Source organism: Roseateles sp. P5_E11, from assembly GCF_054049355.1.
In genome coordinates this window covers 1-14,012 of the sequence record NZ_JBFUMO010000104.1, presented here as the reverse complement: position 1 = coordinate 14,012, position 14,012 = coordinate 1, and the positions used below count along the sequence as shown (strand labels likewise).

Here is a 14,012-nt window from a genome sequence, read left to right as displayed (position 1 = left end):
CAGCTGGATGTTCGGAGTGTTCGCGATGCGGTCGATCAGGTACTGCGACATGCTGGCGGACAGGTCCGGACCACGCACCAGCATGTGGACCTGCGAGGCATGCTCGGCCAGGAAGACAGCCGCCTGACCCGCGGAATTGCCGCCCCCGACCAGCGCGACCTCCTCACCGGCGCACAAAGCAGCCTCGCCTGCCGAAGCCCAGTACCAGACACCCCGGCCTTCCAGCTCCGCGAGCCGCGGCACCGACGGCCGCCGATAGCGCGCGCCGCTGGCAATCACCATCGAGCGACCTTTCAGCCAACGTCCATCATCCAGCTGCAGCCGCAACGGATCCTCGGGTTGGGCACGCGAGCAATCAAGCAGGCAGGCAGCGGTCGGGATCATGACTTCCGCACCGAACTTCTGCGCCTGGACAAACGCGCGTCCGGTCAGCGCCACGCCACTGATCCCCGTCGGAAAGCCGAAGAGGTTCTCGATGCGAGCGCTGGCCCCGGCCTGGCCGCCAAAGTGCCGCCCATCGACGACGGCAACCTTCAGCCCCTCCGACGCCGCGTAAACGGCCGACGCCAGTCCCGCGGGGCCGGCGCCGACGATCAGCACATCGAAGACTTCGTCGCGCTCGCGCGTGTCCAGCATGCCGATGCAGCGTGCTAACTGGGCCTGGCTGGGGTTCACGAGAACGACGCCGTTCGGGCAGATCACCAGCGCATCGTCCGCCGTCGCCCCGTACTGCTCCAGCATGGTGGCAGTGGCATCGCAATCGCCTGGCGCAACGCACTGGTGAGGCTGCGCGTTGCGGCGCAGGAAGTCCCGCAGGCGGACGACATGAGGCGACTGCGACCGGCCGATCACCACGGCACCGCTCGTGCCTGACTCGATCAGCAGCGTCCGACGCAGGATCAGCGCGCGCATGACCCGCTCGCCAAGGTCGGCCTCACCGATGATCAGCGCCCGCAGCCGTTCTGCGGGGATCACAAGCGCCTCTACCTCCTCGGTGGCTTGGGCATCGGTCAGGGAGGCCCAGTTCCCCAGCTGGTTGATCTCGCCAATGAACTCGCCGACTCCATGCTCCGAGATGGGCGGGTTCTCGCCGAGGCCGTTGCGCTGCATGACAGTCACGCGGCCCGACAGCAGCACGAACACCCCCGCGGCTCGCTCGCCGGCACGCTTCAGCAGCTCGCCAGGCGCATACCGGCGCTTCTCGCCAAACCGAGACATTCGGTCGATGTCGACCGGCGACAGTGTCGGAAACATCTGGTGTTTCCGACGCTCCATCAAGAGCTGGACCGATTCCGTAGTCATGGCGGAATTCTCCTGAGTGGCCTGGACCCGCATCTCCACTCTACGACCGACCGCCAACTCAGACTTTTGACGGACCCCGCGCCACCCGAATGACTGGACGGACGGACTGGCCCCGCCAGCACAGTGGATCACCACGACGACGGCCCTGCAACTGCCGATCGAACGCTGGAACCACCCACTCCCCTCCCCTCCCCTCTCGAAAGGTCATCCCATGACAAGCTCCACTCCCAAGGTCTGGTTTATCACCGGCGCATCTCGTGGCTTCGGCCTGGAGGTGGCACGTGCGGCGCTGGCTCGTGGGGACAAGGTGGTCGCCACCGCACGACAGCCGCAATCCGTGACCAGCGCGCTCGGCGCTCACGACGACCTGCTCGCCGTGGCGCTGGACGTCACCGACGAAGTCCAGGGCCAGGCGGCGGCCCGCGCCGCCATCGACCGCTTCGGCCGTATCGACGTGCTGCTGAACAACGCAGGCTACGGCCTTCTCGGCGCCGTCGAGGACGCCAGCGCGTCCGAGGTCGAACGTCAGTTCGCCACGAACGTGTTCGGCCTGCTGGCCGTGACCCGTGCCGTCCTGCCGTACATGCGCGAGCGCCGTTCCGGCCACATCATCAACATCTCCTCCATCGGCGGCTACATCGCCTACCCGGGCTGGGGCGTCTACGGCGCATCCAAGTTCGCGGTCGAAGGACTGACCGAAGCGCTGGCCATGGAGCTGGCGCCGCTGGGCGTCTACGCCACGGTCGCGGAGCCTGGCTTCTTCCGTACCGACTTCCTGGCGGACCAGTCGGTCGTGCGCACCGCCAAGGAGATCCCCGACTACACGGAGACCGTCGGCCAGATGCGCCAGTTCGCCACGGCAGCCAACGGCCAGCAGCCCGGCGATCCGCTGAAGTTCGCCCAGGCCATGCTGACGCTGGCCGACAGCCCCAAGCCGCCGGTGCGCCTGCCGGTCGGCTCGGACACGATCGTGGCCATCGACAAGAAGCATCGCCAGGTCGAGGCAGAACTCGCCGCCTGGCGCGAGCTGGCTGAGTCCACCGATCACGACGACGTCAAGAAGTCGGCCTGAGGCAAACCGACGATGAGCGCCCGCCGCCTTAACGACGAGGCGCCCCGGGCGCTCATCGTCTACGCCCACCCCGAACCCCGGCTGAGCTTCAACGCCGCGCTTCGCGGTGCCGCGCAACAGACGCTGGAAGCCCTCGGCTACCACGTCACCGTGGAGGACCTCTATGCGAACGGCTTTCAGGCCGCTGCGGGGATCGGGGACTTCCTGGACCCCACGGACGCGCCCCGCTTCGGTCTCGTCCACGAGCAGCGTCACGCCCTCCGCACGGACAGCTATGCGCCGGACATCGTGCGCGCCCAGGCGCTGGTCGCCGCGGCCGACGTGCTGCTTCTGCAGTTTCCCTACTGGTGGTACGGCCCGCCTGCCATCCTGAAGGGGTGGTTCGACCGCGTGCTGACGTATGGCTTTGCCTACGAGGACGGCCGGCTGTTCGAGACCGGCCTGCTGAAGGGCCGGTACGCCATGGTGTCGATGACGACCGGTGGCACACAGGAAGAGCTTGAAGCGGACGGCGCGATCACCGGCAGCGTCCACGACAACCTGCAGCCGGTGCTGGGTGGCGTGCTCCGCTTCGTTGGCATGGACGTGCTCCCATCCCACGTGGCGTATGCCCCTGCCAGCCTGGAACCAGACGGTCGCGCCGGGCTGATCGAGCAGTACCGCGCCCACCTCAACCGAAGCCTTGCAAACCTGTTCGATTGATCTGAGATCAATCGAAGACGGCCGAAAAATGGTTTGTCCAGGAAGGCCGCGACGACAAAACTTGCTCCATCGACAACCCCGACGACCGGCCCCACGACCGGCGCAACGATGAACAAGGAGACAAGCGCAATGCCATCCTCCCCCGCCCCTCTCTGGTCCTCCTCACAGCCGAGCCGGCTGCTGACTTCGCGTCACGCCGCTACTGGCGAACGCGTGTTCCCGCCCGTCTCGGCCGATTCGCCTCTCGCCCGGCAGTTCGAGCCCGCCGCGCTCACGACGGCAGGCGCGCTCTACAGCTTCACGACCATCCACCCGAGCGCCAAGAGCGGCCTGTCGCCCTACTCGGTCGGCTACGTCGACTTCGAAGAAGACGCCGGCCGCGTGCGCCTGTTTGGCCGCCTGCTGGGCAGCGATGTCCCATCCATTGGCGACCGGTTCGAGCCCGTCCCCGACGAGAAGCTGGGCTACGCCTTCCAACCCGCCTCCGCCTGACATCGAACCGACAGAGGACCACTCCATGCAAACCACCTACATCAGCGGCGGCGCGATGACTCCGTTCGGACGCCATACCGGCGTCATGGCTCCTGAACTGGCGCAGTGCGCGATCATTGAAGCGATGGCCGACGCAGGCGTCGAGGCGTCTGACGTTCAGGCCATCTACTGCGCCAACGTGCTCGGCGGCATGATCCTGGGTCAGCTGATCGTCCGCGATCTCGGCTTCAACGGCATCCCCGTCTACAACGTCGAGAACGCCTGCGCCAGCGGTGYCACCGCGGTTCACCTGGCGCGGCATGCCCTCATGGCCGGCCAGTACGAGACCGTGCTGATCATCGGCATCGAGCAGCTCACGGCGCTCGGCGGCGGCACCATCCCAATGCAGCGCAACGACCACAAGACCGACCTCTACGCGACGTCGGGATTGGTGCTGCCCGCGGTGTACGCCATGCGGGGCACCCGCTTCCTGCACGAGCGCGACGCGAAGCCGGAAGACCTCGCCGAGATCGCCGTGAAGAACCGCTACAACGGCACGCTCAACCCGTATGCGCAGCAGCGCACGGCCACCACCGTGGAAGAGGTGCTGGCGTCGCGCATGATCGCGTCGCCCCTGACGCTGCTGCAGTGCTGCCCGTCACAGGTTGACGGCGCTGCCGCACTGGTCCTGACCAGCCGCCGCCCGGATCGCCAGAAGCCCGTGAAGGTCCTGTCGTCCGTCGTCGTCTCAGGCATCCGCGAAGGCGCTGACGACGACATCCTCGATGCCGAGATCACAGCCCGCGCCGCCCGCCAGGCCTACGAGCAGGCCGGTGTCGGCCCCGGCGAGGTCGACGTCGTGGAGTTGCACGACGCCTTCACCATCGCCGAGCTCATCTACTACGAAGCCCTGGGCTTGGCAGCCCATGGGGAAGCCGTGCCGCTGCTGCGTTCCGGCGCAACCCGCATCGGTGGCCGCGTGGCGGTCAACCCCAGCGGCGGCCTGCTGGCCAAGGGCCATCCGCTGGGCGCCACGGGCGTCGCGCAGATGGTGGAGCTGCTGTGGCAGCTCGAGGGACGCGCAGAAGGCCGACAGGCAGAAGGTGCACGCATCGGCCTGGCCCAGTGCACGGGCGGCGGCATCGCCGGCGTCGACCACGCCGCGTCGTCGGTCCACCTGCTGGGAGTCTGACCATGGAACAGCTCGAGCAATTCCCGACCCGCGTGGCGGTCGTCACGGGTGCTGCACGCGGCATCGGCTACGGCATCGCCCAACAGCTCGCCGAGGCCGGCTTTGCGGTCGGCCTGGTGGACCGCGATGCCGAAGCGCTGGACACAGCCGTCCATGACCTGGCCGGCCAGGGCCTGCAGGTGCTGGGCGCCGCGGCCGACCTCACCGACGGCAAACAGGTCGGCGCAGCCTTCGACAAGCTGAACTCATGGCAAGGCCGAATCGACTGCCTGATCAACAACGCCGGCGCAGTGCGCGACAAACGCTTCCTGAACATGACCGAGGACGACTGGGACCTGGTCGTCGACACCAACCTCCGCTCCCAGTTCCTGTGCTGCAAGGCAGTGCTGCCCGGGATGGTGGAGCGCGGCGACGGCCGCATCGTGAACATCTCTTCGCGGGCCTGGCTGGGCGGCTTCGGCCAGGCCAACTACTCCTCAGCCAAGGGCGGCGTCGTCAGCCTGACCCGCTCGCTGGCCATCGAGTTCGCAAGCAAGGGCGTCACGGTCAACGCGATCGCCCCCGGCATCGTCGACACGCCGCTGTTCCGCAACTTTGCGCCCGAGGTGCAGGTCAAGCTCAAGGACTCGGTGCCCGTGCGCCGCATCGGCACGGCCGAGGACATCGCCAACGCCGTGGCCTTCTTCCTGCACCCGCGCAGCAGCTACGTGACCGGCCAGGTGCTGTACGTCTGCGGCGGCCGCAGCCTCTCCTCTCCCAGCGTCTGAGCGAGACGACCATGACCATCGAGTCGACCATCCGCGGCGCGGTCACCGTCCTGACCATCGCCCGGCCGCAGGCGCTCAATGCGTTCGACGTCCCCACTCTGCGCGAGCTGAGGTCCCTGCTCGCAGCGCTGCAGGAGCACGCCGAGACGCGATGCATCGTGCTGACCGGATCCGGCCAGAAGGCCTTCTGCGCGGGCGCCGATCTGAAGCAGACGCGCGATTCGGGCGCGAGCTACGCGCAGGGGATCTTTCACGCACCGAATGCCGCGGCAGACCTGGGGCTGTACCTGCGCCTGATGGATCTGTCGGACCTGCAGATCGCCAAGCCTGTGGTCGCTGCGATCAACGGCCATTGCCTGGGCGCGGGCCTCGAGATCGCGCTGCAGTGCGACATCCGCATCGCCGCCGAGAACGCGACTTTCGGCCTGCCCGAGACCCGCATCGGCTCCATCCCGGGCGTGTCGGGGCTGCATCGCCTGCTCAAGACGGTGGGCAGCTCCCAGGCCATGCAGATGGCACTGACCGGCGAGAGGCTTGCTGCCGCCGATGCCTGGCGCACGGGGCTGGTGTCGGAGGTCCTGCCAGCTGAAACGCTGATGGAGCGGGCCATCGCCATTGCCGAACTGATCGCTGCAAACGCTCCCCTGGCTGTCCAGGCCGTGACCCGCCTGTCGCGCGAGACCCGCCATCTCAGCGATGCCGACGCCCAGCGCCTGACCGAGCTGTACTGGGGCGCGCTCCGGGACACCGAGGACCGCCGCGAAGGACGCGCGGCGTTCGCCGACAAGCGCACGCCTACCTACACCGGCCGCTGAGGCGCTCTGCTCGCCCACCGATCCACGCCATACCTACAACGGAGACAACGATGAAGAACGTCATGAAGTCCAGGCGACTCGCCTCCCTGGCGCTGGCCATGCTGGCGGCCGCCCCGGCTCTGCCGGCCTTCGCGCAGCCCGCTTTCCCCAGCAAGCCCATCACATTGATCGTGCCTTTTGCCCCCGGTGGGGGCAACGACATCCTCGCTCGCGCCATCGCCCCGCGCCTGGGCAAGCTGCTCGGCCAGAACGTGATCGTCGACAACCGCCCGGGCGCTGGCGGCAACCTCGGCACCGACATCGTGGCGAAGGCGGCCCCGGATGGCTACACGCTCGTCATCGCCTCCAGCCAGGTGGTGATGAACCCCTACTTGGGCATGAAGGTGCCGTTCAAGATTGAACGCGACTTCGCACCCATCGGCCGGATCGCCTCGGTGCCCATCATGCTGGTGGCAGGCGCCGAACAGCCATACAAGACGCTGCCCGAGTTCATCGCGAACGCGAAGGCGAAACCCGGCACCGTCAGCTACAGCAGCCCGGGCAACGGGACGCCGCAACACCTGGCCGGCGAAGTCTTTGCCAAGCTCACGAAGACCGATCTCCTGCACGTACCCTACCGCGGCACTGGCCCGTCCATCGCCGACGTGATGGGTGGCCAGGTCCAGGCGTCTTTCGCGACCTTCGCGTCGGCGATCCAGTTCGTGAAAGCCGGCAAGTTGCGCGCCCTGGGCATTGCGGGACCGCAGCGCACGTCGCTGCTACCCGACCTGCCGACCTTTGCGGAAGCCGGCATCAAGGACTACGACGTTGCCCTCTGGTACAGCCTGCTCGCGCCCGCGAAGACGCCACAACCGGTTGTCGAGAAGCTCAGCGCTGCGCTGCAGTCCGTGTTGACGTCACCCGAGGTGACCGCCCAGCTGACCCAGCAGGGCTTCGAGCCGCATCCCAGCAACCCCGCCGAGCTGCAGGCCTACATCCAGAGCGAAATGGCCCGCTGGGAGCGGGTGATCCGCGACAACCAGATCAAGGTCGCCCTGTGAGCACTGAAGACCTCGCTAACCCGCTGCTCGCCGACCTCGGCATCACGCTGAGCGAGTGGAGCGAAGGCCGGGCCGTATTCGAGATGCCGGTGCTGGCCCGTCACCTGAATCGCCAGGGCACGCTCCAGGGCGGCGTCATCGCCACGCTCCTGGACGCCGCCTGCGGCTATTCCGCCCTGAGCCCGACAGGCGATCCCGATACCGATGGTGCAGTCACGCTGATGCTCAGCATCAGCTACCACGCGCGTGTCGACGCGGGAGTTGTCCGCGCCGTCGGCAAGGTGACGCGCGCCGGCCGAAGCATCTATTTCTCGCAGGGCGAACTGTTCGACGAACAAGGCGGACTGGTCGCCACCGCGCAGGGCACGTTCAAACGAAACGCGGGACGCCCGCTGGGAATTCGCAAATGAGAACCGCACTGGAAGGACTGCAGGTCCTGGACTTCACCCAGATCGGCGCCGGCCCGACCTGCACCATGCTGCTAGCCGACATGGGTGCCCGCGTCGTGAAGGTCGAGACCCCGAGCGGCGAGACCGGCCGCACGTTGGGCCCAGGGTGGATCGGCGACGACAGCGCCCTCTTCCACGGCTTCAATCGCGGCAAGCTGGGGCTGTCGCTGGACCTCAAGCGGCCCGAAGCCGTTGAGGTGGCGCGGCGGCTGGCCGCCCAGGCCGACATCGTGGTCGAGAGCATGCGGCCCGGCGTCATGGACCGGCTCGGCCTCGGCTACGAACAGCTGCGGGAACTGCGCCCCGACCTCATCTACTGCTCGATCTCCGCCTACGGACAGACCGGGCCGTACTCGCAGCGCGCCGGCGTGGACGGCATCCTCCAGGCGGACTCGGGACTGATGAGCCTGCTCGGCACCGAAAGCTCCGAGCCCTGCAAGGTGYAGGCGCCGGTGGTCGACGTCATGACCGGGTATGTCGCCGCGGTGGGCGTGCTGGCCAAGATCGTCCAGCGCGCGCGCGACGGCCAGGGCGGGCACCTGGACGTCAACCTGCTCAACTCCGCGCTCGCGCTCCAGCAATCCTCGCTGACAAGCTTTCTGGCCGACGGCGAGCTCCCGAAGCGCACGGGCAGTGCGGCGCCATACGCCGCGCCGAACCAGGCCTTCCAGACTGCAGACGGCTGGTTGATGGTTGCAGCCTACACGCCCGAGCGATGGAGCGCCCTGTGCGACGTCCTCGACGTGCCTTCCGTCGCCGAAGACCCGCGCTTCGCGACATCGACCGACCGCGTTGCCAACCGGGCTGCGCTCGTCGAGGCACTCACCGCCGTCTTCGTCATCCGCACGACGGAGGAATGGATGACCGCCCTGCGAGCGCGGGACATCCTGTGCGCCAAGGTGGCGACCTACAACGACCTGCCCACGCATCCGCAGATCCTGGCAAATCGCATGCTGGCCGAGGTCAACGACCCGCGCCACGGGATCGTCCGGATGCCGGGCTTCCCGATCAGCAGCGTCGCGAGCGCCGAGACCCCGTACGCACCAGCGCCAGGGTGCGGCGAGCACAGTGACCAGATCCTGCTGGACCTGGGCCTCGACGCACCGGCCATCCAGCGCCTGCGCGACGTGGGCGCGCTCCGCTGCGCGTGATCCCTTCTTCTCCTTTCCGTCCCCGGACTCCCTGATCTTGCCGCTGCCACCGTCTTGAACAACCTCCCCTCCTCTGGAGCGAACCATGAAGCTGAACGACATCCGCGTCTCGCGACGACTCTGGGCCACCCTCTTCCTCGTGATGCTGTCCCTGGCGGGCATCGCTGGCTGGATGCTGCAGCGAACGACCTTGGCCTACCAGCAGGCGATCGATGAAGGCGAGCGCTATCAGCGCAACATTCTGCTCGCGGCCAAATGGCGCGGGCTGACGGATACGCAGATCCAGCGCCTGCTGGGCCTCGTGCTGAGTTCGGACCCGGCGATCCGCGAGGTATTCGATGGGCCATTTCAGCGCGACGTCGACGTCATCACCGACTACCAGAAGAAGGCCGCCGACTACGCCGCGACGCAGGCGGACCGCGACGCCCTCGAGGCTGTCAACGAGCGCCGCAAGGTGGTGTCGGCGACCTATAAGGAGGCGCTCGCGATGCGCAAGGACGGGGCGGCCCAGGACGCCATCCAGGCCATCGTCCAGCACAAGTTCATGCCCGCAATTGATGTCTACCTGGCGGAACTCGCGAAGTACGTCGAACTGCAGGAGCAGGAGCGCGACGAGGCCCGTGAGCAATCGGCTGCTGAACGCGTGACCGCCCTCAAGCAGGGCCTCGCGCTGTGCGCCGCGGTGCTGGCCCTGGCCGTGCTGGCGTCCCACACGCTGGTGCACTCGATCCTGCGGCCGCTCGCCCGCTCAGTCGAGCTGGCGCGGGAGATTGCCTCCGGCAACTTGACCATGACGCTCAAGGAATCCCGCAAGGATGAGTTCGGGCAGCTCATGAGCGCCATGTCCGACATGTCGGCCCAGCTCCGCGGGCTGGTGGCCGAGGTCAGGACCGGCGTGGAGTCGGTGTCCAGCGCCAGCGGCCAGATCGCGGTGGGCAACCAGGACCTGTCCGCCCGCACCGAATCCGCGGCCTCGAACCTCCAGCAGACGGCCTCGAGCCTGGAACAGTTGACCGGCGCAGTCGGCCAGGCCGCCGACGCCGCGGCCCAGGCGCGCAACATGGCCGATACCGCATCCCAGGCCGCCCAGCGCGGCGGCCACGCGGTGGACCAGGTCATCGCCAGCATGCGCGACATCACCGAGTCCTCGGCCCGCATCGCGGAGATCACATCCGTCATCGACGGCATCGCCTTCCAGACCAACCTGCTGTCGTTGAACGCCGCAGTGGAGGCGGCGCGAGCAGGCGAACATGGCCGCGGCTTTGCCGTCGTCGCATCGGAGGTCCGCCAACTTGCCCAGCGGAGCGCGCAGGCAGCCAAGGAGATCAAGAGCCTGATCTCCGGCGCCCAGATCCGGGTCGACGCCGGCCACGCCCATGTGAACGACACGGGCGTGCTGATGAAGGCCATCGTCGCCGACATCGAGAGGGTGAACCTGCTCGTTTCCGAGATCGCTTCGGGCGCCGCGGAGCAGCGCGACGGGCTGCAGCAGATCAACCACGCGGTCGGCCAGCTCGACTCGCTGACGCAACAAAACGCCGCACTTGTCGAGGAGTCCGCCGCCGCGGCCGCCTCGCTCAACGATCAGGCCCAGAGGCTGTCGCAGACCACCGCCGCGTTCCGGGTGGATGAGGGCGATCAAGCCGCGGCGGGAAGCATGCGTACACAGGGGAGCTTTGCATGATGCAGCTTTCCCGAGCTTTCGTCCGCTACCAGAGCACGCTCCGCGTCCCCAACACCCACGGATGCGCCGTCCTGGAGCGCACCGAGGATGCCCTGGACGACGTGCCCGCTTGGCTGCATCGACTCGGTGCGGACCTGATGGCGCGGCAGCTGACCAAGGCGTGCTTCAGGCTGGAAGTGATGCGGGCTCTCCTGGACCGCCTTGGTGCGCACCGAGTCCGCCTTTGGCGCGTGCGCCACCCAGGCAATACCCGGCACCTCCAAAAGGTCGGTGGCCTTGATGCAAGCAACGGCGAAGAGCCCATTGGCGACATGCTCGACGAGCGGCAGGATCCCGACTTCTTCGCGGTCATGGACAAGGCCCCCTTCCAGCTGTCCTGTCTGGCTGAGAAGGGCAAGCTCCGGTTGCCGCGCAAGACCGTAGATGTCGGGCGGGCTGGSGAGGACAGCCAGGACCCCGACCTGCTGCAGGTCAGGGTGGTCATCAACGGCAGGATTGCCGGGCTGGTTCAGTGCTGGCGCAACCGGTCAGGTCCTCCGTGGTCGCTGGACGACGTCTGCCTGGTGCAGCGAAGCATGGCTGCCGTCGTCATGATCGTGACCCGGCACGAGCAGGACGCCGCAAGGCGGCGCCTCTGGTGAGTCCGGGATTGCCACGGTGAAGGGCACCCGGGGGTCGGCTACGATCCCTGATCCGCCGCCACGCGCCGCGCACTTCGTGCATCAATCAGATCGCCTCCCGCCCCTGAACGCCATCCGCGCCTTTGAGGCTGCGGCACGGCATCTGAGCATCACGGACGCGGCGGAGGAACTCAGCGTGACGGCTGGCGCCATCAGCCGGCAGATCCGCGGCCTTGAGGACTCGCTGGGCCTGCAGCTCTTCGTCCGTGGTCATCGCCAGATTGCGCTTACCCCTCGGGGCACCGAGTACTTCAAGGCAGTCACCAAAGCCCTCGACGACCTGAAGGCCGCGACGCGCAAACTCCAGCGACGCAGCCAGCGCCGCCAGCTCAAGATCAGGGCGTACACCACCTTTGCGATCCGCTGGCTCATTCCGCGCCTGTCGGGATTTCACGCCGAACACCCCGAGATCGAGGTTCTGCTCAAGGCGTCTCTCGACCCCGTAGATTTCCGCAAGGAAGACATCGACGGCGCGATTCGGCTCGGTGACGGCCGATGGGCCGGCGCCCATGCCGACCGCCTCGTCCCCAACCTGCTTGTCCCCGTCTGCAGCCCTGCGCTGGCCAAGGAACAACGGCTGAAGAAGCCCAAGGACCTGGCCCGCGCCACGCTGCTGCACTCGATCGCCCGCCCTGACGACTGGGCGCACTGGCTGGCGCACGCCCGCGTGACGGACCAGGTCGACGCGCGGTCCGGCATGTCCTATGAGAGTTCCGCAATGGTCTACACGGCGGCGGTCGAGGGCCTGGGCGTTGCCATCGCCCAGCATTTCCTCGTTGACGAGGACCTGCGCGCGGGTCGATTGGTGCAGCCGTTTGAAACAGCGCTCGACATGGGCGACTACACCTACTACCTGCTCACCGCCGCCCACCGCGAGAACAGCACGAGCATGGCCACGTTCCGGCGCTGGCTTCTCGCGCAGTTTGGCCAGACCGCCGCCCCGGCGGGCACCGCTTCGAGAACCTAGGACGCGGTCTCCCGGCAGGCGGATCRACGGCAGACGCGGCGCTCGCCAGGCCAGCAACCAAGGGCGTGGTGGTGCAGCGCTGGCGGCATCCAATCACACCCAATCGACTGCTCAGCGAACTACCACGCTAGGCGCAGACCGGCGGCGCAGCGCCGCGCTTCTCATTCGCGGTGATCGGCGCCATCTCTTCGAGGAACATGATGGTCGGCTTGACCGTGCCCTTGTCGAACAGCGCGAAGAACGGCTGAACATAGGGGCGCTCGAAGTGAGCCTTCAATGCCGCCTCGTCCTTCCACATCTCGTAGAGGACGTACTTGACCGAGTTGCCCGCACCGAGGGTTCGGTGGACGTTGAAGACCTGGTTCCCGGACTCGTGGCGCGTGCACTGGACCAGCTTGGCGAGATGCCGCTCGAGTTCAACCTCAACGCCCGGGCTGACCTCAAAGTTGACGACCATGAGGACCTGACCGCTCTTTGCGGCCCTGATCTCGAACTCGGCCGCCGCACTGGTGCCGATACCGGCGACGCCGATGGCGAGGCAGAGCGCTTGAATGTTTCGCTTGAACAGGAATTTCATCGACTTCTCTCTCGAGAGTGTGTTGACGGTGGTGAGGAGCCGTGGGCGAGCGCGCAGCCTGCCCACGAAACGCGGAACGGCCTGCCGAGGTAACGTCAGCGGGCAGTTCCGGGTCGGCACCCTCAGCGAACGGGAGGTCGCTCTGCCAGCGCTTTGACCAGGGCGTCGGCCAGGGCGTGGTCGGAAGCAGGGTTCTGGCCTGTGATCAGCTCACGGTCTCGGACCACGAAAGAGCCCCAGTCGGGACCGTGCTCGACGCGGCCACCGGCGCCGCGTAGCGCGTCGGCCACTGAGAACGGCAGCTGGCCCTTCAGAGTGTCCTTCTGCACGGGAACCTCTTCCGAGTTGGAGAAGATGGCCATGCGGTAGCCGGCGTACTGCCAGCCCGTACCGGCCGCCTTGGCTGCGGCGATATCGTCGGCGGCGAGGGCGGAGCGGTAGGCCTTGGCCTGGGGCAGCGCGGCCAGCGACGCGATCGGCCCATGGCACAGGAACGCGGTCGGGCGGTTGTTCTCGTGGAAGTACCTGAGCACCTTGCCGAGGTTCTCGTCCTGGACGAGGTCATTCATCGGCGCGTGGCCGCCGGGCACGTAGACGGCCGAGTACTTCGACAGGCCGTTGGCGACGACGTCGCTCAGCTTGAGCGGGCGCTGCATCGTTGGATGCATCAGCGCGAAGACCAGTGCCTTCTGGAACTTGACCGGATCGTTGCCGAACATCGTGACGTCGACCGACAGGCCGTCCATGGCAGGCGTGCTGCCGTCCGGCGTCGCCACATCCACTTCGTAGCCTTCGTCGATGAGTCTCTGCGCCGGCGTGACCAGCTCGGCCAGGATGTAGCCGGTGTGCACGACACGGCCGCCTCTGAGTTCGAGGGCGTTGGTGCTGGAAGTCACCAGCAACACCTTGCCCTTGCGGGCGGCCGGGGCTGCGCCGCCGGCCGCTTCGGCGGGCATGACGGACAGGACTTGCGTTGCAAGCAGCAATGCGGGGAGCAGTTTCTTCATGATGGATTCCTAGCTGATTGGTTGGCCGGTTGTTGCCGGCCGAGTGGTTCAAGAGGGCCGCGGCTGAGGGGAATGTAGGCACCGCAAGGACTCGGCGGTAGGCGCGAAAGCAGACAAGACAATCAACCAATAGTTG

15 protein-coding genes are annotated in these 14,012 nt (G+C 67.3%); 12 read left to right on the top strand and 3 right to left on the bottom strand.

The features are described from left to right. Positions 1–1,302, bottom strand: a 1,302-nt coding sequence (locus ACXJKR_RS10545) for an FAD-dependent oxidoreductase (RefSeq protein ID WP_457322806.1), incomplete at its 3' end; no start/stop codon positions are given. Between the two features lie 211 nt (positions 1,303–1,513). Between ACXJKR_RS10545 and ACXJKR_RS10540 the strand changes: the two genes are divergently transcribed. The 12 genes from ACXJKR_RS10540 (at position 1,514) to gcvA (ending at position 12,292) form a co-directional block, all read left to right on the top strand. Then, positions 1,514–2,374, top strand: a complete 861-nt coding sequence (locus tag ACXJKR_RS10540) for an oxidoreductase (protein ID WP_457322805.1) — start codon at positions 1,514–1,516, stop codon at positions 2,372–2,374. A gap of 12 nt (positions 2,375–2,386) precedes the next feature. Beyond that, a complete protein-coding gene (locus ACXJKR_RS10535) occupies positions 2,387–3,076 on the top strand; it encodes an NAD(P)H-dependent oxidoreductase (protein WP_457322804.1) in 690 nt (229 codons plus the stop codon). A 213-nt stretch (positions 3,077–3,289) separates the two neighbouring features. Beyond that, positions 3,290–3,568 (top strand): OB-fold domain-containing protein, encoded by a 279-nt coding sequence (locus ACXJKR_RS10530; RefSeq protein ID WP_457322803.1) that lies wholly within the window; start codon positions 3,290–3,292, stop codon positions 3,566–3,568. A 25-nt stretch (positions 3,569–3,593) separates the two neighbouring features. Beyond that, entirely contained in the window at positions 3,594–4,739 is a 1,146-nt protein-coding gene (locus tag ACXJKR_RS10525) for a thiolase family protein (protein ID WP_457322802.1), read from the top strand. Between the two features lie 2 nt (positions 4,740–4,741). Continuing rightward, the gene (locus ACXJKR_RS10520) at positions 4,742–5,506 is read left to right on the top strand and encodes an SDR family NAD(P)-dependent oxidoreductase (protein ID WP_457322801.1); all 765 of its coding nucleotides are present in this window, start codon (positions 4,742–4,744) and stop codon (positions 5,504–5,506) included. 11 nt (positions 5,507–5,517) lie between these two features. Beyond that, positions 5,518–6,321: an enoyl-CoA hydratase/isomerase family protein gene (locus tag ACXJKR_RS10515; RefSeq protein WP_457322800.1), complete on the top strand. Its 804-nt coding sequence runs from the start codon at positions 5,518–5,520 to the stop codon at positions 6,319–6,321. Between the two features lie 50 nt (positions 6,322–6,371). After that, positions 6,372–7,361 (top strand): tripartite tricarboxylate transporter substrate binding protein, encoded by a 990-nt coding sequence (locus tag ACXJKR_RS10510; RefSeq protein WP_457322799.1) that lies wholly within the window; start codon positions 6,372–6,374, stop codon positions 7,359–7,361. Further along, entirely contained in the window at positions 7,358–7,771 is a 414-nt protein-coding gene (locus tag ACXJKR_RS10505) for a PaaI family thioesterase (protein WP_457322798.1), read from the top strand. Before ACXJKR_RS10510 ends, ACXJKR_RS10505 begins: the two co-directional genes overlap by 4 nt. Then, positions 7,768–8,961: a CaiB/BaiF CoA transferase family protein gene (locus ACXJKR_RS10500; RefSeq protein ID WP_457322797.1), complete on the top strand. Its 1,194-nt coding sequence runs from the start codon at positions 7,768–7,770 to the stop codon at positions 8,959–8,961. Before ACXJKR_RS10505 ends, ACXJKR_RS10500 begins: the two co-directional genes overlap by 4 nt. Positions 8,962–9,046: 85 nt before the next feature. After that, positions 9,047–10,645: a methyl-accepting chemotaxis protein gene (locus ACXJKR_RS10495; protein ID WP_457322796.1), complete on the top strand. Its 1,599-nt coding sequence runs from the start codon at positions 9,047–9,049 to the stop codon at positions 10,643–10,645. Continuing rightward, positions 10,642–11,286, top strand: a complete 645-nt coding sequence (locus tag ACXJKR_RS10490; RefSeq protein ID WP_457322795.1) for a hypothetical protein — start codon at positions 10,642–10,644, stop codon at positions 11,284–11,286. The genes ACXJKR_RS10495 and ACXJKR_RS10490 overlap by 4 nt, the downstream gene beginning before the upstream one ends. A gap of 16 nt (positions 11,287–11,302) precedes the next feature. Next, on the top strand, positions 11,303–12,292 hold the full coding sequence (gene gcvA, locus ACXJKR_RS10485; RefSeq protein ID WP_457322794.1) for a transcriptional regulator GcvA: 990 nt from the start codon (positions 11,303–11,305) through the stop codon (positions 12,290–12,292). A gap of 127 nt (positions 12,293–12,419) precedes the next feature. Here gcvA and ACXJKR_RS10480 read toward each other — a convergent pair whose 3' ends face one another. Continuing rightward, a complete protein-coding gene (locus ACXJKR_RS10480; RefSeq protein WP_457322793.1) occupies positions 12,420–12,869 on the bottom strand; it encodes a putative quinol monooxygenase in 450 nt (149 codons plus the stop codon). A 122-nt stretch (positions 12,870–12,991) separates the two neighbouring features. Next, complete coding sequence (locus tag ACXJKR_RS10475) at positions 12,992–13,876, bottom strand: type 1 glutamine amidotransferase domain-containing protein (RefSeq protein ID WP_457322792.1); 885 nt, start codon at positions 13,874–13,876, stop codon at positions 12,992–12,994. Positions 13,877–14,012: the final 136 nt, after the last annotated feature.